24 protein-coding genes are annotated in these 23,467 nt (G+C 44.0%); 12 read left to right on the forward strand and 12 right to left on the reverse strand.

The genetic code is table 11. The features are described 5' to 3' along the window. The first annotated feature begins 15 nt into the window (after positions 1-15). From AC1P5O_RS03515 to dnaX, 3 genes are all read left to right on the forward strand, one after another. Positions 16-1,281 (forward strand): serine hydrolase domain-containing protein, encoded by a 1,266-nt coding sequence (locus tag AC1P5O_RS03515; RefSeq protein WP_005103470.1) that lies wholly within the window; start codon positions 16-18, stop codon positions 1,279-1,281. A 78-nt stretch (positions 1,282-1,359) separates the two neighbouring features. Further along, on the forward strand, positions 1,360-1,803 hold the full coding sequence (locus AC1P5O_RS03520) for a copper resistance protein NlpE N-terminal domain-containing protein (RefSeq protein WP_004278816.1): 444 nt from the start codon (positions 1,360-1,362) through the stop codon (positions 1,801-1,803). A 133-nt stretch (positions 1,804-1,936) separates the two neighbouring features. Then, positions 1,937-4,069, forward strand: a complete 2,133-nt coding sequence (dnaX, locus tag AC1P5O_RS03525) for a DNA polymerase III subunit gamma/tau (protein ID WP_004278814.1) — start codon at positions 1,937-1,939, stop codon at positions 4,067-4,069. Between the two features lie 8 nt (positions 4,070-4,077). On the opposite strand, the gene AC1P5O_RS03530 is transcribed toward dnaX, so the two are convergent. Together AC1P5O_RS03530 and AC1P5O_RS03535 are read right to left on the reverse strand one after the other, a co-directional pair. Further along, positions 4,078-4,512 carry an acyl-CoA thioesterase gene (locus tag AC1P5O_RS03530; protein ID WP_004645428.1) on the reverse strand — a complete coding sequence of 145 codons (435 nt, stop codon included), beginning with the start codon at positions 4,510-4,512 and terminating at the stop codon, positions 4,078-4,080. A 44-nt stretch (positions 4,513-4,556) separates the two neighbouring features. Beyond that, positions 4,557-5,717 (reverse strand): iron-containing alcohol dehydrogenase, encoded by a 1,161-nt coding sequence (locus AC1P5O_RS03535; protein WP_348942070.1) that lies wholly within the window; start codon positions 5,715-5,717, stop codon positions 4,557-4,559. A 120-nt stretch (positions 5,718-5,837) separates the two neighbouring features. Between AC1P5O_RS03535 and AC1P5O_RS03540 the strand changes: the two genes are divergently transcribed. From AC1P5O_RS03540 to AC1P5O_RS03555, 4 genes are read left to right on the forward strand one after another with little or no spacing between them, the layout of a single operon-like run. Next, a complete protein-coding gene (locus AC1P5O_RS03540; protein WP_004278810.1) occupies positions 5,838-6,344 on the forward strand; it encodes a low molecular weight protein-tyrosine-phosphatase in 507 nt (168 codons plus the stop codon). Positions 6,345-6,347: 3 nt separating this feature from the next. After that, entirely contained in the window at positions 6,348-7,388 is a 1,041-nt protein-coding gene (gene murB / locus AC1P5O_RS03545) for a UDP-N-acetylmuramate dehydrogenase (protein WP_004278808.1), read from the forward strand. Between the two features lies 1 nt (position 7,389). Next, complete coding sequence (locus AC1P5O_RS03550; protein WP_004278807.1) at positions 7,390-8,529, forward strand: YdcF family protein; 1,140 nt, start codon at positions 7,390-7,392, stop codon at positions 8,527-8,529. Next, positions 8,529-9,572, forward strand: a complete 1,044-nt coding sequence (locus AC1P5O_RS03555; protein WP_348942068.1) for an alpha/beta hydrolase — start codon at positions 8,529-8,531, stop codon at positions 9,570-9,572. The genes AC1P5O_RS03550 and AC1P5O_RS03555 overlap by 1 nt, the downstream gene beginning before the upstream one ends. A 68-nt stretch (positions 9,573-9,640) precedes the next feature. Here the strand turns inward: AC1P5O_RS03555 and AC1P5O_RS03560 are convergent, their stop codons facing one another. Then, entirely contained in the window at positions 9,641-11,311 is a 1,671-nt protein-coding gene (locus AC1P5O_RS03560; RefSeq protein ID WP_004278804.1) for an FMN-binding glutamate synthase family protein, read from the reverse strand. A 501-nt stretch (positions 11,312-11,812) separates the two neighbouring features. Then, the gene (locus AC1P5O_RS03565) at positions 11,813-12,820 is read right to left on the reverse strand and encodes a helix-turn-helix transcriptional regulator (protein WP_004278803.1); all 1,008 of its coding nucleotides are present in this window, start codon (positions 12,818-12,820) and stop codon (positions 11,813-11,815) included. 267 nt (positions 12,821-13,087) lie between these two features. Between AC1P5O_RS03565 and AC1P5O_RS03570 the strand changes: the two genes are divergently transcribed. The 5 genes from AC1P5O_RS03570 (at position 13,088) to AC1P5O_RS03590 (ending at position 17,282) form a co-directional block, all read left to right on the forward strand. Beyond that, complete coding sequence (locus tag AC1P5O_RS03570; protein WP_499005674.1) at positions 13,088-14,620, forward strand: circularly permuted type 2 ATP-grasp protein; 1,533 nt, start codon at positions 13,088-13,090, stop codon at positions 14,618-14,620. A gap of 22 nt (positions 14,621-14,642) precedes the next feature. Then, positions 14,643-15,245: an alpha-E domain-containing protein gene (locus AC1P5O_RS03575; protein ID WP_004278801.1), complete on the forward strand. Its 603-nt coding sequence runs from the start codon at positions 14,643-14,645 to the stop codon at positions 15,243-15,245. After that, positions 15,242-16,021, forward strand: a complete 780-nt coding sequence (locus AC1P5O_RS03580) for a transglutaminase family protein (RefSeq protein WP_004278799.1) — start codon at positions 15,242-15,244, stop codon at positions 16,019-16,021. The genes AC1P5O_RS03575 and AC1P5O_RS03580 overlap by 4 nt, the downstream gene beginning before the upstream one ends. Positions 16,022-16,034: 13 nt before the next feature. Further along, positions 16,035-16,769 carry a proteasome-type protease gene (locus tag AC1P5O_RS03585; RefSeq protein ID WP_004278798.1) on the forward strand — a complete coding sequence of 245 codons (735 nt, stop codon included), beginning with the start codon at positions 16,035-16,037 and terminating at the stop codon, positions 16,767-16,769. An 81-nt stretch (positions 16,770-16,850) separates the two neighbouring features. Next, the gene (locus AC1P5O_RS03590; RefSeq protein WP_004278796.1) at positions 16,851-17,282 is read left to right on the forward strand and encodes a BLUF domain-containing protein; all 432 of its coding nucleotides are present in this window, start codon (positions 16,851-16,853) and stop codon (positions 17,280-17,282) included. Between the two features lie 47 nt (positions 17,283-17,329). Here the strand turns inward: AC1P5O_RS03590 and alr are convergent, their stop codons facing one another. The 8 genes from alr to cyoC form a co-directional block, all read right to left on the reverse strand. Beyond that, positions 17,330-18,400 carry an alanine racemase gene (gene alr, locus AC1P5O_RS03595; protein WP_004278795.1) on the reverse strand — a complete coding sequence of 357 codons (1,071 nt, stop codon included), beginning with the start codon at positions 18,398-18,400 and terminating at the stop codon, positions 17,330-17,332. Positions 18,401-18,449: 49 nt separating this feature from the next. Further along, positions 18,450-19,892 carry a replicative DNA helicase gene (gene dnaB / locus AC1P5O_RS03600; protein WP_004278794.1) on the reverse strand — a complete coding sequence of 481 codons (1,443 nt, stop codon included), beginning with the start codon at positions 19,890-19,892 and terminating at the stop codon, positions 18,450-18,452. 216 nt (positions 19,893-20,108) lie between these two features. Next, positions 20,109-20,555: a 50S ribosomal protein L9 gene (gene rplI / locus AC1P5O_RS03605; RefSeq protein ID WP_004278793.1), complete on the reverse strand. Its 447-nt coding sequence runs from the start codon at positions 20,553-20,555 to the stop codon at positions 20,109-20,111. A gap of 9 nt (positions 20,556-20,564) precedes the next feature. Then, positions 20,565-20,792, reverse strand: a complete 228-nt coding sequence (rpsR, locus tag AC1P5O_RS03610; protein WP_004278792.1) for a 30S ribosomal protein S18 — start codon at positions 20,790-20,792, stop codon at positions 20,565-20,567. Positions 20,793-20,804: 12 nt separating this feature from the next. Next, on the reverse strand, positions 20,805-21,191 hold the full coding sequence (rpsF, locus tag AC1P5O_RS03615) for a 30S ribosomal protein S6 (protein WP_004278789.1): 387 nt from the start codon (positions 21,189-21,191) through the stop codon (positions 20,805-20,807). A 436-nt stretch (positions 21,192-21,627) separates the two neighbouring features. Next, positions 21,628-22,506, reverse strand: a complete 879-nt coding sequence (gene cyoE, locus AC1P5O_RS03620) for a heme o synthase (RefSeq protein WP_004278788.1) — start codon at positions 22,504-22,506, stop codon at positions 21,628-21,630. A gap of 10 nt (positions 22,507-22,516) precedes the next feature. Further along, on the reverse strand, positions 22,517-22,843 hold the full coding sequence (locus tag AC1P5O_RS03625; protein WP_004645410.1) for a cytochrome o ubiquinol oxidase subunit IV: 327 nt from the start codon (positions 22,841-22,843) through the stop codon (positions 22,517-22,519). After that, positions 22,843-23,463, reverse strand: a complete 621-nt coding sequence (gene cyoC / locus AC1P5O_RS03630) for a cytochrome o ubiquinol oxidase subunit III (RefSeq protein WP_004278786.1) — start codon at positions 23,461-23,463, stop codon at positions 22,843-22,845. Before cyoC ends, AC1P5O_RS03625 begins: the two co-directional genes overlap by 1 nt. Positions 23,464-23,467 lie beyond the last annotated feature (4 nt).

Here is a 23,467-nt window from a genome sequence, read left to right on the forward strand (position 1 = left end):
AGGGATCAATATTCTATGGATAGAATGATGCAGCCAATTAAAGATTATCTGTTTGCTGATCAGCACAATTATCAGGGCAATGTCGATGAGCATTTTAGCGATCTTGCCCGTCAGTTTAGCCGTTTGCAGGATGCACGTACCGAACAGGGTGGTGCTGCTCTGGTAGTGTATTTTGAAGGACAGAAAGTCGTTGATATTTATACCGGTAAAAAATCTTTAACTGAAAATTGGCAACCCGATACCATGTCGCTGTGTTACTCCACAGGCAAAGGTGTGCTAGCGACTTTGGCGCACATTCTGGTGAGTCAAGGTTATCTGGATTATGATCGACCGGTTGCAGAATACTGGCCTGAATTTGCACAAAAGGGTAAAGAAAATATTACTCTGGCGCATATGCTCAGTCATCAAAGCGGACTGTTTGATATCCGTAATCTCATTGATGATGCCACTGAAATGGCCGACTGGTCACAGATGCTGGACCGGATTGCGGCAGCTGAACCACGATTTCAGGTTGCAACCGATGCTGCTTACCAACCGCTGACTTTTGGCTGGCAAGTAGGTGGTGTACTGGAAAAAGCGACTGGTAAAAAACTGGGTGAACTGATGCAGGAATATCTGGTACAGCCACTACAGTTAAATGGTGCTTATTTTAGCGTACCGACGCATGAGTTAGCTCGGGTGGCCTTACCTATTTTAAAGCCTAAAACAACTAAGTCTCAAACACAAACTGCGAAAAAAACTGTGTCAAGGCAACCCAGCCTGATGGAACGAGCATTGGTATGGAGTGGTCAGAGTCCACAGGATTTTCAGGATGCCATGATTCCTAAGGGCATGAAGAACTTTAGTTTCTTTAGTCATGAGGGTCTACAGGCCATTATTCCGTCTGCTAATGGAGTATTTACCGCAGAGAGTCTGGCAAAAATCTATGCCATGCTGGCCAGTCGTGGTGAATGGCAAGGACAGCAACTGATCTCGCAGGAGGTATTCCAGCGACTTAGTCAGGTGCAATACAAAACAAGAGATCGGGTCATGCCTTTACCGATGCACTGGCGCTTGGGTTACCACCGTGTTCTCACTTTAGGAAAAGCCTCTAAAGGTTTTGGTCATATGGGCTTTAATGGCTCTGGTGCCTGGTGTGACCCTGAACGGAATTTAAGTTTTGCCTATACGCATAATTTCCCGACAGGTTCATTAACCGGAGATTACCGTCTTTGGGGCCTGACGCAGGAAACCTTGCGCTGTGCGGATGCGGTACTGACCGGCCGCAAAGGCTGGCGCTAAATATCCCTGATTTGGGAGTTTAGCCCGTCAGACAAATATGCTATTTTGTCGCGCAGTCCATGGCTATGGTGTGAAGTAATGAAAAAAGTGCTGGTGATTCCTTTGGTCGCAAGCAGTGCGTTGTTCGGATGTCAGGATCCGAATCAGCCGGCTGCAAAAACGGTGATGGAAGCCAAAGCTCAGATTCCTGCCTGGGTCGGGAGTTATCAGGGCACGACGCCATGTATGGGATGTTTTTCAAGTTGTGAAGATTGTCCAGGCATGGCAGTGGCCTTGACCTTGAATGAAGATCAGACCTTTACTTTACAGCGTGAAAGTTTAAGTGGACATAATGAAATTGAAACGATGAGCGGGCAGATTCGGTTTCAGGATGAATCACAACAAAAGATTGAACTACTGAATGTCGATACCCGAAATCTGCTCTATGTCGATCTGAAAAAGCATGTTTTGGAAATTCGTGAAGATCAAACAGGCAAACGCTACCAAATGCAAAGTGACTTTATCCTGTTTGAATCGGTCTAATTTTAAAAAAGCATCTGTTTTATATCCCTTTTTCAATGATTTTGATCAAGGGATTTTTATTCTTTATAAACCGGCATTCATTTCACTATTTTATAAAAAAACAGTATGCTTAGACCTGTAAAAAGGAGCATACATGTATCAAGTACTTGCGCGAAAATACCGTCCTCGTAATTTTAATGAATTGGTGGGGCAAAACCATGTATCACGTGCTTTAACCAGCGCGCTCGAACGTGGCCGTTTGCATCATGCCTATTTGTTTACGGGAACGCGTGGTGTCGGAAAAACCACGATTGCACGTATTTTGGCGAAGTGCTTGAACTGCGAGACCGGTATTACCTCGACGCCTTGTGAGGTCTGTGCGACCTGTACCGCAGTCAATGAAGGTCGTTTTATTGATTTAATCGAAATCGATGCAGCATCACGCACCAAGGTCGAAGATACCCGCGAGCTGCTCGACAATGTTCCTTATGCACCGACTCAAGGCCGCTTTAAGGTCTACCTGATCGATGAAGTGCACATGCTGTCCACGCATTCTTTCAATGCGCTGTTAAAGACGCTGGAAGAACCGCCAGAACATGTCAAATTTCTGTTTGCAACCACTGATCCGCAAAAACTGCCAATTACCGTAATTTCTCGCTGTCTGCAATTTACTTTGCGTCCATTGGCAGTCGATGAAATTACCGAACATCTGGGCAATATTCTTAGCAAAGAAAGCATTCAGTCTGATCAGGATGCGATCTGGCAGATTGCTGAATCTGCGCAAGGTTCTCTGCGTGATGCCTTGTCTCTGACCGATCAGGCGATTGCCTATGGTCAGGGTGTGATTCAGCATCAGGATGTCAAAGACATGCTCGGTCTGATTGACCGCACCATTATTTATGACCTGATTCTGGCGATTCACCAGAACCAGAAAGCGCATGTCAGTCAGTTATTGCTACAGTTCCGTCAGCAAGCTCTGGATGTGTCACTAGTGCTCGATCAGTTGATTTCGACGTTGCATGAACTAGCCTTATTGCAGTACCTGCCAGATCTGAGTCTGAAATATAGTGCTGAGATCAATCAAAAAATTATGCAATTATCCGGTCTGATTTCTGCTCAGGATCTGCAACTTTATTATCAGATTGCCTATAAGGGTCGTGCCGATTTACAGCTTGCAGTTACGCAGGAACAAGGCTTTGAGATGACGGTGCTACGCTTACTGGCTTTCCGTCCATTACAACCAAGTGAAATTCCAGTAATGCAGGAGACTGCATCGCAACAGGCAACAACCCATACAACACGTCTACAGCCACCTGTTCAGACACAACTTCAATCTGAATCAATAGAAACACAATCATTGGAGGCAGAACCGGTATTTGATGATTTCTCTCTGGACGATGGGACAGATGAGGAGATTGATGTTGCATCAGCGTCTGGGCCTTCTTCGGATGATTTTCTCGATGAAGAAGAGCCAACCAGCATCACTGCACCTGAATCTGTCCAGCCCGTAGTAATTCAGACCACCATTGAAGAAGTGCAGTCTAGTGATCAAATTGTTTTTGATCCAAATGATGATAAAGGCCTATTTGGTTTTGATGAAATCGAGAGTACGCCAGAAGCACCGGCTACTAGCAACAGTTCGGATGATTTCCTGCTTGAAGAGTTTATTCCTGCAGATGCCGTCATTCCTGCTGAGCCAGTACAAGAGACCATGTCTGCTGATGAGGAATTTAGTCTTGCTGCACCGGAAATAGAGCTTTCACAGGAAACAACCGATCAGCCTGCTCTTGAAAATACAGCGTCGGTTCAGCCAGTTGCACAGACAGCTTTGCTGGAAGATATTTCCCAAGATGTAAATACGCAGAATCTGATGCCACAGGATATTTTAAAAATACCTGAGCAAACCTTAGAAGGCGAGTGGAGCGTAGAAAAATGGGAATACTGGTTCCGTAATAGCCAACTTTCTCCAGCGGTACAGGAACTGGCACAGTATGGCGTCATGACTGGCCAGATGAATGGAGAATCCGTTTTCCATATTCCTGAACAGTACCAGCAGTTGCTGACCCAGTTGCAACATAATCTGGAAGCTGCTTTGCAACAGCAATGGCCGCAAACTAACTTCCAGGTGAAATTTGAAAATGTGGACCAGTTAACACCATATACCATGCAGCATCAGCGTAAGGCACGTGCCTTTAAACGTGCCGAAGAATTGTTACATGCTGAACCGGCCGTACGTGATCTGCTACAGCAGTTTGACGGTGAACTGCAAAATATTCAGCTGAAATAGGCTGGATGTTAAGTCACAACAAATCGAGATAAAGCATCCCGCATTTCAACTGGAATCGGGGTGCTTTTTCGTGTCTCACGATCGACAAATACATGGACAAAATTGCCTTGTGCAGCGGCTGTATCCGAGTTGCGTTTAAAAATAGCCAGATCATAGCTGAGCGATGAATTTCCCATGCTTTCAATGGCTACGCCCACTTCAATAATTTCCGGATAAGACAGTTCCTGATTAAACTGACAGTTGGAGCTGACGACCAGTCCAATCATGGGTGAATATTTTGGGTCAAAAGCAGCTTCCTGAATCAGCAGGGCATTGGCGGCGGTATCAAAATAACTGTAATAAGTCACATTGTTGACATGGCCGTACAGATCATTGTCTGCCCAACGGGTTTGAATGGGCAGGAAAAAAGTATAGTGTTCACGCTGTTTGATGGTGGCTTTCATCACTATTCAGTCCTCAGCTAGATAAGGCTTAGGTGGAAATTGATCTAGGAATAGATCGCCTGATAAATCTGATAAGCATCCTCCACCTTGAGTTCACGTGGATTATTCTGCAACAGCCGGCTTTGTTGCATCGCATCTTCTGCCATCACCTGCAGTATATGTTCTGGAACATTCAACTGATTTAGTTTTAGAGTCAAACCGCTTTGCATCAGATGATTATTAAAATGATCAATAAACAGATCGGTCAGGCCATCATGGCAACCTTTACTACGGGGATCCAGCCAGGTCATCAATTCCGCATAGAGCTGTTTGGCCGCTGGCGCATTAAACTTTAATACTTCAGTTAGAACCAGTGCATTGCTATGCCCATGCGAAAGATGAAAATGTCCACCCAGTGGATAAGCCAGCGCATGTACGGCAGCGACTGGTGCATTGGCAAAGGCTTGTCCGGCCAGCATGGAACCGACCAGCATATTTTGGCGGGCATCTAAATCATGACCGTTTTGCAGTACACGTTGCAGATTGGCATTCAGTAATCTTAAAGCCTGTTTGGCCAGCATATCCGAATAAGGATTTTTCTTGTGTTTTGAGGTATAGGCTTCAATGGCATGTACCATGGCATCAATGCCGGTGGCGGCAGTGATCTGTGCTGGAAGATTCTGGGTAAATGTTGCATCCAGAATGGCAATATCTGCAAAAAGGATCGGTGCCACAATACCGGTTTTAGTGGTTTCACCTGTGGTGACAATCGAAATCGGCGTCACTTCTGAACCTGTTCCAGCCGTAGTTGGTACCAGAATTAAAGCTAAACGCGGTCCGGTGGCATTATCAACGCCATACAGATCAGACAATGTCTGATGCTGTTCAGGATGCGCCAAAATTGCAATGAGTTTGGCCACATCCATCGAGCTGCCACCACCAAAGCCCAGCACCACATCAATATTTTCCTGTTTTGCAAAAGCCACCGCTTCAAGCACCACTGTATCGGGCGGATCGGCCTGAACATCCGAGTAAATCACATACTCCAGTCCGGCAGATTCAATAATATCCAGAATCGGCAGATGTAATTGCTCCTTCAGCATACCCGGGTCAGTCACCAGTAGAAGACGGCGATAACAGCCATTTTTTAGAATTTTAAATAATTCCTGAATCGTGCCTAGTCCGGCAATGATATTGGGGACGGTTTGAAACTGAAAACGATTCATGGCGATATCCTTGATTTTTTTATTGCAAATACGAGATTATTCTATGGTTGTAAGATAGGAATCAGTATATAAATAACTTAACATAAGAATCCTTAAAATAAAGTAGCTCTGAGGTTGTTTATGTCATCCAGAACGCCATACAAGGTGTTATGTGTTTGTTTGGGAAATATTTGCCGCTCTCCCACGGCAGAAGTTGTACTCAGACATTATTGTGATGAACAGCAACTGAATATTGTGGTCGATTCTGCCGGAACCAGTAATTATCATCCGGGCAAGGCACCGGACTTGCGTAGCCAGCAGCATGCGCTGAAACGTGGCTATGACCTTTCAGCACTTCGCGCACGTCAACTTATTCCGCATGATTTTATTGATTATGATCTGATTCTGGCGATGGATCTGGAGAATTTATCCAATATCCAGAACATACAGCGTCTGGCAGAAACTCAGTTTGGTCATGTACGTGCACGTGTGGCATTGATGAGTGAACATGATCAGACCTATCCGAAACAGGCCTTACCGGATCCCTATTATGGCGAAGCGGATGGCTTTGAACGGGTGCTTGATCAGTGTGAGTCCAGCAGCCAGGCCTGGATTGAGATTTTTAAACAGAATTTACACAAGGTTTAAGCGATGCAGATTCAAACCCAGGTTCAACTTAAACCTTTTAATACCTTAAATTTAGAAGCAGTTGCTTCGCACTATGCTCAGATTCAATCCACCGCTGATCTGCTAACTGCACTGGATTTTGCGGAACAGCAGCAACTCAATTTGCTGATCCTGTCAGGCGGCAGTAATATGTTGTTGCCGGAGCAGATTGATGCGCTAGTTCTGCATATGGATATTCAAGGCATTGAAATGCTGGATGCTGATGATCAGTCGCAACGTTTACGTGTAGGCGGCGGACAAGGCTGGCATGACTTCGTGCTCTGGACTACAGCACAAGGTCTGTATGGTTTACAAAATTTGGCCCTGATTCCTGGACGTGTCGGTGCTTCGCCAGTACAGAATATTGGCGCTTATGGCGTCGAAGTTGGCGAGTTTATCGATTCAGTTGAGGTCTATGACCGTCAGTTGAAACAGTTTGCTTCGATTGGCGCAGCAGATTGCCAATTTGCCTATCGGCATAGTATTTTTAAAGATGATCCTAATCGTTATGTGATTACCCATGTGATTTTTAGATTACTTAAACAGCCAGATTTGAAACTGAATTATGGTGATCTGAAGACTGCGGTCGGTGATCAGCTCACAGCAGAAAACTTGCAGCAACAGGTCATCCAGATTCGCCAGAGTAAATTGCCTGATCCACAAGAATTTCCCAACGTGGGCAGCTTCTTTAAAAATCCGGTGGTTGATCAGGCGGTCTTTGACCAAATTGCTGTATCTTTCCCGAATTTACCCCATTACCAGCAAACGAATGCTCAAGTTAAACTGGCAGCAGGCTGGTTGATTGATCAGGCGGGCTGGAAGGGTAAACAGTTGGGGCCTGTCGGCATGTTTCATAAACAGGCGCTGGTGTTGGTGAATTATGGTCAGGCCTCTCTCACCGATGTCCGTAAAACGTATCGTGCAGTACAACAGTCAGTTTGGGAAAAATTTAGTCTAATGCTGGAGCCTGAACCTGTATTGTTCGATAAAAATGGCTTGATCCGTTCTCATCAGGAAGAGGAATAACATGAAAAACACCCATTGGATGGTACGTTTGCTACAAATTGTCACTGGACTGTTTGTGCTATGCGGCTGTCTACTGGTGTTGGTTTATACGCCTTTTTACTCAAAAATGATCGTCAAGGGCTTAAACCAGTTTGTCTCCTTAGAGCTAAATGAAGTCGCGGCTCAAAGCCAGAAAATGGCTGCACTCAGCGAACATGAAAATCTGGAACCTGGCTCTGATTTATGGATTGCCCGTCAGGCGTATTTAAAGGTCATGGAACAGGATATCCAGCAAAATAACTCGGCCAACCTGATGCTGATTCAGGCACGTTATAAAGCACTGCAGCAGGTGATTGAAGAATATCAACGCGAACAGCAAGATCAAAAAGCAGAGCAAAGTCCACCTGCTCAGGTGCCCTTATTGTCCTCTCAGGAAGAAGCAGAACCAGCCGATCCGACAGCCAATGTCCGGGAATTGCTGGAGTGGGACAGTAGTGAAAATAAGGAACGCATTGAGCAATATATGGAGTTTTTGACGACGCATCCACTTGAGCAGGGTGAAGCCAGTTCGGTACAGGAAACCGATGGAGAGGAAATCCAGCAGGACTTGGCTTTACTACAAGAGCAACAGCAGGCTAAACCGGCGAATAGCTCCCAACCTTATGCCATTGTGGTATTGGGTGGTGGCTTAACCCTAGATGACCAAGGCAAAGAGATCATCGTCAATAACTATACGCGACTACGTCTGGAAACTACGCTGGCAGTAGAGAAACATTATCAGTTGCCGATTGTTCTGAGTGGGGTCGAAGCGCCGTATATGCAGCGCTGGTTAAAAAATCATGGTGTCGATGCCAAATTACTGGAAGATCGCAGCATGAACACCTGTGAAAATACCCGTTTCAGTTCATTATTATTACAAAAGAAAGGTGGAGCGCCTACAGTGATTCTGATTACGGATCGTTATCATATGCCGCGTACCCGCCGTTTATTTGCGTTAAATGGCATACAAACCATTCCGGTAGAAGCGCCGATGCCAACGCCATTGACACGATGGCGTCCAAGTGCACAAAATTATGATCACAGTCGTCGTGCCAATTATGAAATGTTGGCGACCATGCGCGATATGTGGTTTGGATCCAGTGACTGTCGGGAGGTGCCATAATGTCTGATATCCCATTTTTAAATCCCACCATTCTGAAACAGCTGGATTTACCCATTCCGAGTCGGGATGTTACGCCTCAACTCTTGCCACCTTTAAACCTGAATCGTAGTGATGAACCGCCGATTGATCTGCAGTCCTATCGAAAGCTTTATGGTTTTGATTTACTGGACTGCAAACACTGGCAGGGCTATGTACAGATGCCATTATTCAAGTTGCATGTACAGGTGTTTGAACCGAATCTGGAAAATACCCGCTTTGACAAGATTCAGGGAACTGCTTTTCTGTTGCATGGTTATCTGGAACATAGCGGCATTTATCAGCCGATTGTCAAAGAGCTTTTAGAACAGGGTTTTAGTGTGTTGACCTATGATCTGCCTGGACATGGTCTGAGTGATGGTTCACCTGCCAGCATTCAGAATTTTGATCATTATCAGCAGGTTTTGCATGCCGTACATCGTTATGTGCAACATGCCTCACAATTACCGAAACCTCGGGTTGGCATCGGGCAGAGTACCGGCGGTGCGATCTGGATGCACCATTTACTGGAATTTGCAGAACGTCGTGAAAATCCTTTTGTTGAGCGGGTCTTGCTATTATCACCATTGATTCGTCCCGCCAAAACTGCCTGGTGGCATAATTCGGTCGGATTGGGCATTATTAGCCGAATCAAACGTGAAGTTCCCCGGCATTTCAGACGCAATAATCATAATCCGGAGTTTCTGCGTTTTATCCGGCTTAAAGATCCATTACAACCACGAATGATGGGCATGGACTGGATTTTAGCGATGTCACGCTGGATGCTGGAAATGGAAGCGCGTCCGGCTTGTCGTATTCCAGTCTGGCTAGCACAGGGTGCACAGGATCAGACTGTGGACTGGCGTTATAATATCGAATTTATCCGACGTAAATTCAGACTCCAGACTTTGCTTATGCTAGAAGAGGGTTCGCATCAGTTAATCAATGAGCGTGCTGATATTCGTGCTGCATTGACGGGTTTGATTCCTGCCTTTCTGCATGCACACGGCAGCAAAACTTATTATTAATAGATTGAAAATTTAATATTTAAAAAGGCGTTTATGAAAACGCCTTTTTTAGTTCTAATGCTATTGATTTAAAATTTTTCTAATTGGGCCAAATTCCACATCCGGAAGTAGAAGTTCTCCTCATCCTTATTTTCACAGGACAATAATTCACCTTCTTTGAGCCAAAAATGAATCTGCGCAAAGTTCTTTATTTCGTGATTATTCACGCGTTGTGCCAGATGATGCGCCTTAATAGCGGAAGGGTGTTTGAGACCTGCGGAAGCTATTAATTCAGACAGGGCATGTAAGGTGTTTTTATGAAAATGAAACACCCGTTCGGCCTTGGTCGGCACATGTAAGGCTTTCTGGCGATCTTTGTCTTGGGTGGTGACTCCGACAGGGCATTGATTGGTATGACAACTTTGTGCCTGAATACAGCCCACTGCAAACATAAAACCACGGGCAGAGTTCACCCAATCCGCACCAATGGCAAGCGTGCTAGCAATATCGAATGCACTAATTATTTTACCACTTGCACCAATTTTGATCTTATCTCTCAAACCTGCACCAACCAGGGTATTGTGTACAAACAGCAAACCTTCTCTTAATGGGGCACCAACATAGTCAATTAATTCAATGGGTGCAGCTCCCGTTCCACCTTCAGAGCCATCAACCACAATAAAATCTGGGTAAATCTGGGTATGTAACATAGCTTTGACCATGCTCATAAACTGCCACGGCTGGCCCAGACATAGCTTAAATCCGACCGGTTTTCCGTTGGAAAGTTCACGTAATTTTTGTATGAAATGCATCATTTCAATCGGTGTGCTAAATGCCGGATGACTCGAAGGTGAAACACAATCATGATCACGGCTGATGCCTCGAATTTGGGCAATTTCTTCCGAAATTTTACTTTTAGGTAAAATACCGCCGTGGCCAGGTTTTGCGCCTTGCGAAAGCTTGATTTCAATCATCTTCACTTGGGGTAATTTGGCTTGTGCAGCAAAACGTTCCGGATCAAATTGCCCATCTAAAGTACGGCAGCCAAAATAACCACTGCCAATTTCCCAGACCAGATCACCGCCATATTCCAGATGGTAGGGGCTGATACTGCCTTCGCCTGTATCATGGAAAAAATCACCTTTTTTAGCGCCGAGATTAAGGGCTCTTATTGCATTGGCACTCATGCTGCCAAAGCTCATGGCTGAAATATTTAAAATAGAAGCTGAAAAGGGCTGGGTACATTGCTCATTTCCAATCAGGATGCGAAAAGTCTGCGGATCGGCAACTTTGCAGGGCGTGATGGAATGACTAACAAAACGGTAATTATCTTCATAGACATTCAGGATCGAGCCGAAAGGTTTATCAGAATTTTCATTTTTTGCCCGCTGATACACCAGACTGCGCTGCATACGGGAAAAAGGCAGTGCGTCCCGGTCGGCTTCAATAAAATACTGACGAATCTCGGGACGGAATTCCTCAAAGATAAAGCGGAAATGTCCCATAATGGGATAATTTTTCAGAATGGAATGCTTATTTTGTAGTACATCATACAAACCCAGCAAACTCAGCAGAATGCTCAGGATCCATAGGGTATTCACTAACGTTTGCGGCATAAAATAATAGATATAACGCGGTGAATAACCGATATGAAATGTAGTAAAAATCACTGCAATCAGAATGCAGGCAAACCAGACCGAATGGCGGGAAAAGAAAGTATTGAGCAGCTTGTGACGTACTAATTGAGCAGGGTTAGCCATTGTAAAATTAAGTCCCTATTTCTACTTCTATAGGGCTTTATGATGTGCAGAGCGAGGTATCTTATACAAGCAGAGAATTGTTATTCGATTTTATAAACTTGCCGAAAATGCTATTAAGCCAGACAATGAATCGGCAGCGATTACAGATAAATTTTACGGAAAAAGTTCTATAGAAAAAATCTGCAAAAGACATGCATTCTATTTATTTCACAAGTAAGGCGGATGACTTTATAGTCGGTTTATTCACTACATAGGAGTCTTAAACCATGACCAAAAAATCCATTCGCTTTAATGATGCTGAGCTGGCTTGCTCATGTCTCAGTCATTTTTAAATATTGATGTTTCATTCAAGCTGCATTTCGGGGTGTCAAAGAAAAGCAGATTGGCACAGCGGCAGATCACCACAACAAGAATAAAAATATAAGCATAATTCTCCAGTCCCCAATTTGGGGATTTTTTTATTCTGGAATACCTAAAAGAATCTGGATGAAGCCTGTGTAGTTAAGGGTTTTCCTCATCCAGTTGAGCGACTGCATTGGCCACAATACTCGGTTCAATATGTTTAATCTTTTTACCAAAGCTACGCAGCCACCAGACCAGTTGAGAGGTAAATGGCACGGTAGCAGTGATCAGCGACATGCCATCTTCCATTTTTTCAATTTTCTGGTCTTTACTGAGCTGGCTTTCCTCAAAGTAATGCGCATCCGACTCTGACATGCTGAGTTTAAGCGTGACATTTTCGGTGGGATGGTTGAAGTCCACCCGGAAGCCCAGTGCACCAGAATCAATATAATCATCAATATCGAAATTGACCGGATGCAAGGCACGTGAATTCAGCACGACGGCCGATTTAAAGCGGTGCAGTGCAAAGGTCTGGATATCCGATTTGTCATGACGGGTACACACCAGATAAATGATTGACCCTTTTTGTACCAATGCCAGAGGATTGAGAATATAGGTTTTTTCTTCGCTGTTATGACCACGGCCCTGATACACACATTCCAGTTGTTTGTCCTGTAACAGGCCTTCATACACCGCTTGCTGCGCGGCCTTATCTACCACAGGTGGAATCAGCGGTTGGGTGGCCGGAACAATGCGTACGCGGTTAATCCATTGCCGGACATTGTTCTGGGAAGAAAGACTGCGTCGTGCCAGATCAAACCACGGATTCATTTCCTCGATCAGGCTCGGTGGCAGCAGATGTTTTAAATGTTCTTCGACCATCATGAAAGTGACCGCTTGCGAGCTGGTCATATGCGGCAAACTTTGCAGCGGCGCATCTGAACGCCAACGCCAGCCTTGCGGCGTGGTTTTACTGCTTTCAATTGGAAAGCGTTGCGCAATCTGATTCAGGTCACGCTGAATGGTACGTAGACTGATATCAATGCCTTCGCGATTCAGGATTTCCTGTAATTCACGTGTTCCCATCCATTTGCCGGTAGAAAGACGCGACAAAATTTGCCATTGGCGATACAGACTGTTTGAAGTTTCTTTTTCTTGTGCTGACATAATTTATTTTGCTGGCAATAAAGAAGAGGGGATTTAGGCTTAGCTTAACACAATAAAAAAACTCTCATTTTTTCGCAAGTCCCTCTGTGCAACATTTGTCCTACAATTCTAAAACAACTTGGTCGAAAATAGCATTGAGTTCATTGGGCATTTATTAGATTAATGGTAATTGAAATGCAGATGTCATGGCATGGATATTGCTTTGATTTAATTATAATAGATGATAATACGAGGGTTTGTATGCTTAAAGGAAATCGGGATACAAATGTGATTGAAACAATTGATAAATTTAGTTCCCAGAATATTGGAAAAAATTTTATAGACACTAAAACTACAGCGGTATCTACTACAACAAACCCACAACTTTTACTGCAGCAGTTATCTTCAAAGTTCTTTAATGAAATGCAGGATGAACATGTGCTGTCCAGTCAGGCAGGTCAAAGACTGGAAGAATGGTTATCTCAACATACGCTGGATGAACTCAATGCACTGAATCAGGTAGCAAAAGAACATTTTTTAAATCATGGTATTACCTTTACCGTTTATGGCGATGAAGAAGGCGTAGAACGCACTATTCCCTACGATATCATTCCGCGAGTCATAGACCGGAAACAGTGGAATATGGTGGCTTTAGGCTCGGCACAACGAGTACGGGCGCTAAATTTATTCTTACATGATATTTATCATCAACAGGACATTTTAAAAGCCAATATCATTCCTGAGTTGCAGATTTTAACTCATGAAGCCTATCAGCCGCATATGTATCAACATAGCTTGAAAGGCGGGATTTATAGCCAGATTAGCGGGATCGATGTGATCCGTGATTCCAAGGGCGAGTTTTATGTCTTAGAAGATAATCTCAGAACGCCATCTGGCGTGTCTTATATGCTGGAATGCCGCAAGATCAGTGAAAAACTGATGCCGAAAGTATTCGAGCAGTCCAAGATTGCCGGAATCGAGCAATATCCACAATTATTAAAAGAAATCCTGATCGAAAATGCTTATGTCGATAAGCCATTTGTGGTGGTACTGACCCCAGGACGTTTTAATAGTGCTTACTATGAACATTCTTTCCTTGCAAGAGAGATGGATGTGCCATTAGTAACATCACGTGACCTTTTTGTTGATGACTCGAAGGTTTATGTAAAAACCATACGTGGTCGCCAACGAGTCGATGTTATTTATAGACGGGTCGATGATGCGTTTCTTGATCCTTTATGCTTTAAACCGGATAGCACTTTGGGTGTCGCTGGCTTGATGTCAGCTTATTTGCAAAATAATGTTGTGATTGCCAATGCACCGGGAACCGGTGTGGCAGATGACAAATCGGTTTATCCATATGTCGACAAAATGATTCGTTTTTATTTGGGCGAGCAGTCAATTCTAAAAAATGTTCCGACTTATCAATGTCGTAATTCTGAAGAATTAGACTATGTCGTGGCTCATCTGGATCAGCTGGTGGTGAAAGAAGCGCAGGGTTCGGGCGGTTATGGCATGCTCATTGGACCACAAGCGTCTAAACAGCAAATTGAAACTTTCAGGGAGAAAATTTTAGCTGCGCCGCATTTATATATTGCGCAGCCAACTTTGGACTTATCGGTTAGTCCGACTTTGACCAATTTTGGTATTGCTGAACGTCATATCGACTTACGCCCATTTGTATTAAGTTCGCCTTATCGTACTGAAATCGTACAGGGTGGCTTGACACGCGTGGCGATGCAGCCCGGTTCACTGGTGGTGAATTCATCACAAGGTGGCGGTATCAAAGATACCTGGGTAGTCGACAATTTACATTCATAAGATTCCAAAGAAGGAAAATGTCATGGTTTTGCTGAATAGCAATGCACAACATATTTTTTGGTTAGGGCGTTATTTATCTCGCACTCATTTTTTATGTGCGCGCTTTCCATTTTTAGAAGACGAAGCGGCAGTAGCGTATGCCCATGCTTTCTGTTTGCCTGCCTTTGATGCCAGTTCCCTAAATGAGCTGGTACTTGATCCTACGCAAGTGGCGTCTTTTAGCCAGCAGTTTAAAGTAGCTAAAGACAATATTCAGGAATTACGCGGGGTGCTGTCTGCTTCAGGCTATGCGGAACTGATGAAATTGATCAAAACCGCAGACAAAAATGCTGGTTATATCTGTGAAGTGGTGACGGAATGTGAAGATATTCTGGAAGCCGAATCTTCCGATATTTTTCTGTTTTTTAGTCTAGGGCAATGTGTCGAACAGCTCGATCATCAGTTACGTCTGGGTGAAGAAACCAGTACTACACTCTGCAAGATTGATTATGTGGTCAGAATTTTGGTAGAGATGGGCTGGAATGATCTGGAACAGTACTGGGAGCAGTTGCGTACAGAACCGAACCGGATTCAGTTTTACCAGTTTAGCGACCATATTCATCAACTGTTTGAGGCAGATGTATGAAATTGATGGTGAATCACCAAACGCATTATATGTACACGGCCGAGGTGAGGAACAGTATTCAGTACATTAAAATGATGCCTTCGAGCAATGCGCATCAGCGGGTGCATTCCTGGGATATTAGTGTGCCGGGTAATAAAGAAATCCGGAAAGATGCATTTCATAATCTGTGGATGACCTGTAGCCAGCGGGAGCCTTATTATTCCCTGACTATCATGGCGCAAGGGATTGTTGAACTGAATCCTGCGCATCAGAGTGGACTGAATGATTCAATCAATCCCAATCTTTTTCTACAGCCGACCGAATCGACACAATGTAATGCAGCAATGAAAGACTTTGCACAACGTCATGTTCCTGCATTAACCCGTCAGCATTTGATTGGACTGGCACAGGCCTTGCTGGAGCATGTGCCTTATATTTCCAACAGTACTTCAGTGCAAGGCTCTGCAATAGATGCCTTTGAGTCCAGACAGGGCGTCTGTCAGGACCATAGTCATATTTTTATTGCCATGTGCAAATATCTAGGTTTGCCTGCACGCTATGTTTCTGGTTATTTATATGCACAAAATGCTTCGCATCTGGCCAGTCACGCTTGGGCAGAGGTGTTTGTAGACCAGACATGGTATTGTTTTGATGTCAGTAATCTGTTGTTTACTCCAAGTTCGCATGTTTATGTGGCGATTGGACGGGATTATTGGGATGTGGCGCCGGTACGCGGTGTCAGAGAAAAGGGCGGTGTGGAATCCATGCATTCCATCGTTCAAGTGCTAGGATGTTAATAAGGACGAATGAATGACGTATTGTTGTGCACTACGTTTAGAGCAAGGTATGCTTTTTATCAGTGATACCCGGACCAATGCCGGAGTAGATCACATTTCTGTATTTCGAAAGTTGTATACCTTTGGTATTCCTGGTGAACGTATGATCGTCATACAGGCATCCGGAAATCTGGCAACCACACAAGCCGTGATTGGGCATATCAAAAATCAGCTCGAACTGAAGCAGGAACCCAATATCTTGAGTCTGCACACCATGTTTGATGTCGCTGAGCTGGTGGGTAGTATGCTGAAAAAAGTGATTGCCAATGTTACGAGCGATATTTCGGAACAAAGTAATTATTATTGCAATCTGCTGGTCGGGGGGCAACTTAAAGATCAGGATATGCAGCTTTATCATGTTTATCCGCAAGGGAACTTTATCTGTGCCACACGCGATACGCCGTATTTCCAGATTGGCGAAAGTAAATATGGCAAGCCAATCTTGGATCGTGCGCTGACTTATGATATGCCGCTGGATGAAGCTTTGCGCTGTTCCCTGATTTCATTTGCATCGACCCTACGTTCCAATGTATCGGTCGGCATGCCCCTCGATGTGCTGGTCTATAAAAAAGACAGTCTGATCATGCCAAGAGGCAAGCGTATTGCCGAAGATGATGAGTATTTCACGTCAATCAGCCGGCAATGGTCAGAGACCTTAAAAAAAGGACTGGCAGAACTTCCTGTTCCCTCTAATGAGTATTTCTTATAAAAACCTATCGTGATTCAGGCTTTTCGCGTACAGTATTAACTTCTATGCAGTCCAGCATAATAAAAATAGAGAAGTTAGCGCATGTACCAATTTTGTTACGCCAGTAAAAGTACTTCTCCCAAAACTGATTTGCTTGAAGATTTAGCGAATATTTTGAAAGAAGCCCGTGATTTTAATTACCAGCATCAAGTGACAGGTGTACTTTATTTCGCAGATGGTCATTTTTTTCAATGTCTGGAAGGTGAATGTCCCACTTTAAAAAGTCTGCTGGTGGAGCGACTGAATAAAGATCCTCGCCATCAGGACATTAAACTATTTGAAACCAAGGAAATTGAATATCCAAGTTTCCCGGACTGGTCCATGAAATATATTTCCAAACGTAGTCAGATCCAACAATTCTGTCGGGAAATGGGATTTGATGACTTTAATCCTTTTGCCTTTCAGCAAACTCATGTCGATGCCTTATTAATGCAATTATGCATAGAGCAGGGCGAGGAACAAAAGTCAGCCTAAAGAAAAAGCCCAACATAGATTGGGCTTTTTTAACTCTTAAGATTAGATCAAACTACTTTGCGTAGTGGACGATTGCTCAGTCGGCATAATAGTTCATAACCAATCGTGCCATTCGCTTCTGCAACATCGTCAATCAGACGGGTTTTACCCCAAAGTTCAACTTCTGTGCCCAATTGCACATCTAATCCTGTGACATCAATAGCGATCATATCCATCGCTACGCGGCCAATCACGCGAGTTTGCTGACCATTGATTGCGACATAGTTCTGTTTAGGGAAAGCGCGAGGATAACCGTCACCATAGCCAATTGAAACAATGGCCAAAGTCATGTTTTGGTCTGCGGTGAACGTCGAACCATAACCGACATGCTCACCTGCTTGAATCTCATTCAAGGCAATAATCTCGGCAGTAAAGGTCATGACCGGTTTCAAATCCAGGTCATGTACATCACGGTCTGCAAAAGGCGTCGCGCCGTAGAGCATGATCCCGGGACGGACATAGTCAAAATGCAATTCTGGATATTTATAGATTGCAGCCGAGTTACAGCAAGAGGCTAAAATTGGAGCGCAGTCATTTTTAATTTCCAGGAATTGACGGATTTGTTCATCATTCAGTGGATGCTCGGCATCGGCATTGGCAAAATGCATGGCTAGCACGCAACTAAAGCCTTCAGCTTTTAGCGTATGAATTACATCTTTGATCACATCAATCTTAAAACCTAATCGGTTCATGCCGCTGTTCAGTTTGACCCAGACTTTAAGATCTTTGGCGATATAGGTCTCTTTATGAGCCAGTAACCAGTCGAGTTGGGCCTGATGATGTACCACAACTTCAATATTCTGTTCGATTACGATTGGCATCTCATCTGCAGAAAAAACACCTTCGATGAGCGTGATCGGCTGTAGATAGCCCAATTCACGAATTTCCAGGGCTTCTTGCAGGCAGGCGACACCAAAGGCATCGGTTTCGCTTAAGGCTGCTAAGCAGTCTTTAACTCCGTGTCCATAAGCATTGGCCTTTACCATGCTGACTATTTTCGCGGTTGGGGCAAGTTGTTTGACACGGTTTAAATTATATTGCAGCGCAGCGCTGTCAATATAAACTGTAGCTTGACGCACCCTAAATTACTCCTAGAGGGACGATGGAAATGTGATGACGAGAGTCTGATTACTCTTCATCATCATACTGAGCATAGAACTCAGGTGAGAGATTACTAAAGCGGGTATATTGACCTTCGAATGCCAGACGTACGGTACCAATCGGGCCGTTACGCTGTTTGCCGATAATGATTTCGGCGGTGCCAGCTTCCTTGGATTCCTTGTTATAAACCTCATCACGGTAAATAAACATGATCAAGTCGGCATCCTGCTCGATCGCACCAGATTCACGCAAGTCGGACATCACCGGACGTTTGTTTGGACGGTTCTCCAGCGATCGGTTGAGCTGTGACAGGGCAATCACTGGACACTGCATTTCCTTCGCCAAGGCTTTTAAGCTTCGGGAAATTTCCGAGATCTCGCCAACACGGTTATCACCCATGCCAGGGACTTTCATCAGCTGCAGGTAATCGACCATGATGCAGCCCAGCTTTCCGCCATGCATTTTGGCAATACGACGCGCACGGGCACGTAATTCTGTCGGCGGCAGTGCAGAAGAATCATCGATATACAGATTTTTTTCTTGTAAATGCACAATGGTACTGGTGACTTTTGACCATTCATCACTGTCCATTTTACCAGAACGTAAATGTCCTTGATGCACGCGACCAAATGATGAAATCAAACGCATGGCGATCGAGTCGGCTGGCATCTCCATTGAATAGACCAGAGCAGGCAGGTTGTTATTGAATAAAACACTTTCGACCAGATTCATGGCAAAGGTGGTTTTACCCATGGATGGACGCGCTGCGACAATAATCAGGTCACCGGATTGCATGCCGGAAGTTTTGTTATCCAGTTCCACAAAACCAGTAGTTAAACCGGTAATGCTACCTTCCATTTGTGACAGTTCATTTAATTTATCAAATACGTCCGCAACCACCGAGTTGATCGGCTTAGGGCCTTGCGCTTTGGCATTGTTATTATGCTGTTCGGCAATCGAGAAAATATTGGTCTCAGCCAGATCCAGAATTTCACTGACGGTACGGCCTTTGGTGTCATAGGCATTTTGTAAAATTTCAGAGCTGACTTTAATCATGCTGCGCAGGGTAGCAAACTCTTTAATTTTCCCAGCATAAGTTTCCAGGTTATAGAAACTTGAGGGTGAGTCTGCCATCAGCTGCATCAAATACTCTTCGCCACCAATTGCGTCGAGCAAGTTTTGTTTAATGAGCCAGTCATGCACCAGAACCGCATCATAAGGCGAGTTTTCTTTAGAGAGTTGCTCAATGGCACGGAAGATATATTTATGTCGGGTGGCATAGAAATCATTTTCGGTCAGCACATCACCGACCTGCTCAAAAGATTCAGCCACAGTCATAAGGGCAGCAAGTACAGCCTGTTCAATTGCTAAATTGTGGGGTGGAGTACGGAACTCCTTGAGATTGCTATTTTCAGTAACAATTTCTGGTTTAGCAGTAGCTACCTTTTTGCTGGCATTCGCCTGTGACATATAAATCCCTGATTTTAAATACAATGGTTAAATATCGTCGGAGATGAATAGCGTTTATTCACTACGAGATGAAATGATACGCGCTCTGATCAAAAATGCGAAGTGCAATTTTTTGTAAACACGAATAATAAAATGAATTTGACAGTGTTGGCTAGATTATATTTTTTAGAGATAAAAAAAGAGCATGCTTTCGCATGCTCTTTTTGAGGCGAGAAATTACTCAGCTACGATAGTAACTAGAACTTCTGCAGTAACATCATGGTGCAATTGGATTGCGATGTTAAATTCGCCAGTGTGACGAAGCGCGCCATTTGGAAGACGTACTTCAGCACGGTCTACTTCTAGACCAGCATTTGTCAACGCGTCAGCGATGTCACGAGTACCGATAGAACCGAATAGTTTACCTTCATCACCAGCTTTCGCAGTGATAACGATGTTCACTTCGTTCAATTGGTCAGCACGTGCTTGAGCAGCAGCCAAGATAGCAGCTTCTTCTTTCTCAAGTTCAGCACGACGAGCTTCAAAAGCAGCAGTGTTTGCTTCAGTTGCAGCAACAGCCTTACCTTGAGGGATAAGGAAGTTACGGCCGTAACCAGCTTTAACTGAAACTTTATCGCCTAGTTTACCTAGGTTTTTAATGCGTTGTAATAAGATAATATCCACAGCTCAACCTCACTTATGATTGTCAGTGTAAGGGATCAAAGACAAGTAGCGAGCTTGTTTGATAGCTAACGCTAATTGACGTTGGTAACGAGCTTTAGTACCTGTAATACGGCTAGGAACAATCTTGCCGTTTTCAGTAATGTACTGTTTTAAAGTGTCGATATCTTTGTAGTCGATGTACGTAACGTTCTCAGCTGTAAAGCGGCAGAACTTGCGACGACGGTAAAAACGTGCCATGTTATGTTCTCCTTAAGCTTCAGCAGAGTCTTGAGCGTGTTGTGCTTCTTCACGTTGAGCTTTACGCGCACGTTTTTCTTCAGCACTCTTCGCCAATAATGACTCTTCAGTGATAGCGTTTTCACGACGGATGATAAGGCTACGAATGATTGCGTCGTTATAACGGAACAATTCTTCAAGCTCATCAAGAGTAGTTTGACCACACTCAACATTCATAAGAATGTAGTGAGCTTTGTGGATCTTGTTGATTGGGTAGGCCAATTGACGACGGCCCCAGTCTTCAAGACGGTGGATTTGACCTTCAGCTTCTTTGATGTGAGTTAGGTAGCGTTCTACCATACCAACTACTTGATCGCTTTGATCAGGGTGTACTAAAAGTACGATTTCGTAATGACGCATTGTCAGCTCCTTACGGTTTGGACAGCCCCAATTTAAGTAAATTGAAGCAAGGAGTCACAACCAAAGTTGTGTCGCAGTGTTTGCGAAGGGGGAATTGTAGTGATCTTTAGGGATAATTTCAACCAAATAAGACATTTTTGCGAAATTATATCTATAGTCAGATCTTTTAATAGAAAACCACATTAACTTTAAAACAGCAGGGTTCGACTGCTTAAATTCAGCAAATGTACTATTGAGAATATCAAGTGGCTTTCTCTAACTTAAAATCTGCATACACATTATCAATGTCAGGCTAAAACCAAAAAACGGTAAATTTATCAGAGATAAGAAAAGAGAGGGAGGTTCTAAAGCAGAGATTTTGATTCTGCTCTACAGATACTCGGAATGGGGGATAGGAAAATCAAAATAAAAAAAGATAGAGACTAACTCTATCTTTTTAAAAAAACACAATCTGTGTAGATGGCGTAGTTGAGGTAAAGCTAAAGATAATACTGATGACAGTAATCAGGATCACCGAGAACAAGAAATATTTCTTTGCCCAAAGTTGATCATTTTCAGCTTTAAATCCAATGACACCGATATACAACCAGTAAATGCACAGTAAGTTTAAAATCACTGCATAAAACCAGTTAGCATAACCAAAGACAAATAATGCATTCATGGTCAGTGTGAATAACACCACATAAACCAGTGATTCAATCTTGGTACGATGAATCGAACGCGCCACAGGCAAGATCGGAATACCTGCATTTTTGTAATCATCAAAGCGGTAAATCGCAATCGCCCATGAGTGAGGCATTTGCCAGAGCGCATAACCTAAAAAGATCAGTAACGCACCGAGGTCAAATTGATTGGCTACTGCGGTATAACCAATAACAGGCGGAGCTGCACCAGAAATACTGCCGACTACAGTTTGATGAATTGTAGTTCGTTTTGTCCATAGGCTGTAGAAACCAACATATACGACAAAACCAATCACCGCGAATAAGAAAGCGTACGCATTTATCCAGAACCATAAAAGACTAAAACCAGCGATGCCTAATACCAGGGCAAAGGCCAGGGCAACAGGTTCGGAAATGGCTTTGGTGACCAGAGCACGGTTTTGTGTACGCTGCATTTTTTGGTCGATGTCTTGGTCAATCACGTTGTTGACCACACATCCTGATGCTACGACAAGCGTAGTACCGAGAAGGGTAATAAGCAGGAGAAGGAAATCTACAGAACCTTGGGTGGCTACGAAGTAGCCACCCAAAGTGGTAACAAAGTTACCGAAGAGAATTCCTGGCTTAGTCAGGAATAAATACTTTTTCAGCATGACGACCAGTTTAGATCATCATGTTGTAGTGTAGGTAATTCATGATCCATACAGAACCCACTAAAAGAATAGCGATAGTTAAGATGGTATACACGAATGCAATCACGTTCCAGCGTTGCTCTGAAGAAGAGTTCATATGCAGGAAGTAAATTAACTGCACAAGAATCTGAGCAACCGCAGTAATCGCGATGACAGTAATCAAGATACCACGGCCAAAACCGCCTGCCATCACCATACCGAATGGAATTACGGTAAGGATGACAGAAAGGATGAAGCCAACGGTATATTGCTTAACGTTACCGTGTGATTCGCCAGCAGCGTTATGATCGTGACTCATTACAGAACTCCCATCAAGTAAACTACGCTGAATACACAGATCCAAACGATGTCAAGGAAGTGCCAGAACAAGCTTAGGCAAGCTAGACGACGCGTGTTTGCAAGAGTCAAACCATATTTCTTGATTTGAACCATAAGCACGATCATCCAGACCAGACCAGAAGTTACGTGAATACCGTGCGTACCTACCAAAGTAAAGAACGCAGATAAGAACGCACTTGTGCTTGGACCGTGACCAGCATGAACTAAGTGATTGAACTCATATAGTTCCATGCCGATGAAGATAGCACCGAATACCCAAGTAATCGCTAACCAAGTCAGTACTTTTGCAACGTCTTTTTTGTATGCAGCAAGAACTGCAAAACCAAAGGTTACAGAAGAGATCAAGAGGGCGAAGGTTTCAGTAAGAACGAAACCTAAAGAATCGCCAAACAGGTCTCTCGCACTTGGAGTACCCACAGGAATGTGGCTACTCAAAACAGCGAACGCAATGAAGAGTGTACCGAACAGGACAAGGTCACTCATCAAGTAAGTCCAGAAACCAAAGACGGTGATGTCAGTATCATCGTGATGATGATGCTCATCGTGTCCGTGGTTATCGTGATGAAGTACTTCAGCCATTGTC

It is taken from the genome of Prolinoborus fasciculus, from assembly GCF_056724605.1.

What these genes read in the sequence shown, in the direction of transcription:
- AC1P5O_RS03550 (WP_004278807.1), top strand. Translation starts at nt 7,390, where the DNA reads ATGAAAAACACCCATTGGATGGTACGTTTGCTACAAATTGTCACTGGA.
- AC1P5O_RS03625 (WP_004645410.1), bottom strand. Translation starts at nt 22,843, where the DNA reads ATGAGTCACGATCATAACGCTGCTGGCGAATCACACGGTAACGTTAAG.
- AC1P5O_RS03540 (WP_004278810.1), top strand. Translation starts at nt 5,838, where the DNA reads ATGTCATCCAGAACGCCATACAAGGTGTTATGTGTTTGTTTGGGAAAT.
- AC1P5O_RS03560 (WP_004278804.1), bottom strand. Translation starts at nt 11,311, where the DNA reads ATGGCTAACCCTGCTCAATTAGTACGTCACAAGCTGCTCAATACTTTC.
- cyoE (WP_004278788.1), bottom strand. Translation starts at nt 22,506, where the DNA reads ATGCTGAAAAAGTATTTATTCCTGACTAAGCCAGGAATTCTCTTCGGT.
- rpsF (WP_004278789.1), bottom strand. Translation starts at nt 21,191, where the DNA reads ATGCGTCATTACGAAATCGTACTTTTAGTACACCCTGATCAAAGCGAT.
- AC1P5O_RS03535 (WP_348942070.1), bottom strand. Translation starts at nt 5,717, where the DNA reads ATGAATCGTTTTCAGTTTCAAACCGTCCCCAATATCATTGCCGGACTA.
- AC1P5O_RS03515 (WP_005103470.1), top strand. Translation starts at nt 16, where the DNA reads ATGGATAGAATGATGCAGCCAATTAAAGATTATCTGTTTGCTGATCAG.
- AC1P5O_RS03590 (WP_004278796.1), top strand. Translation starts at nt 16,851, where the DNA reads ATGTACCAATTTTGTTACGCCAGTAAAAGTACTTCTCCCAAAACTGAT.
- cyoC (WP_004278786.1), bottom strand. Translation starts at nt 23,463, where the DNA reads ATGGCTGAAGTACTTCATCACGATAACCACGGACACGATGAGCATCAT.
- murB (WP_004278808.1), top strand. Translation starts at nt 6,348, where the DNA reads ATGCAGATTCAAACCCAGGTTCAACTTAAACCTTTTAATACCTTAAAT.
- rpsR (WP_004278792.1), bottom strand. Translation starts at nt 20,792, where the DNA reads ATGGCACGTTTTTACCGTCGTCGCAAGTTCTGCCGCTTTACAGCTGAG.
- AC1P5O_RS03555 (WP_348942068.1), top strand. Translation starts at nt 8,529, where the DNA reads ATGTCTGATATCCCATTTTTAAATCCCACCATTCTGAAACAGCTGGAT.
- AC1P5O_RS03585 (WP_004278798.1), top strand. Translation starts at nt 16,035, where the DNA reads ATGACGTATTGTTGTGCACTACGTTTAGAGCAAGGTATGCTTTTTATC.
- dnaX (WP_004278814.1), top strand. Translation starts at nt 1,937, where the DNA reads ATGTATCAAGTACTTGCGCGAAAATACCGTCCTCGTAATTTTAATGAA.
- AC1P5O_RS03580 (WP_004278799.1), top strand. Translation starts at nt 15,242, where the DNA reads ATGAAATTGATGGTGAATCACCAAACGCATTATATGTACACGGCCGAG.
- AC1P5O_RS03520 (WP_004278816.1), top strand. Translation starts at nt 1,360, where the DNA reads ATGAAAAAAGTGCTGGTGATTCCTTTGGTCGCAAGCAGTGCGTTGTTC.
- AC1P5O_RS03575 (WP_004278801.1), top strand. Translation starts at nt 14,643, where the DNA reads ATGGTTTTGCTGAATAGCAATGCACAACATATTTTTTGGTTAGGGCGT.
- AC1P5O_RS03530 (WP_004645428.1), bottom strand. Translation starts at nt 4,512, where the DNA reads ATGAAAGCCACCATCAAACAGCGTGAACACTATACTTTTTTCCTGCCC.
- dnaB (WP_004278794.1), bottom strand. Translation starts at nt 19,892, where the DNA reads ATGTCACAGGCGAATGCCAGCAAAAAGGTAGCTACTGCTAAACCAGAA.
- AC1P5O_RS03565 (WP_004278803.1), bottom strand. Translation starts at nt 12,820, where the DNA reads ATGTCAGCACAAGAAAAAGAAACTTCAAACAGTCTGTATCGCCAATGG.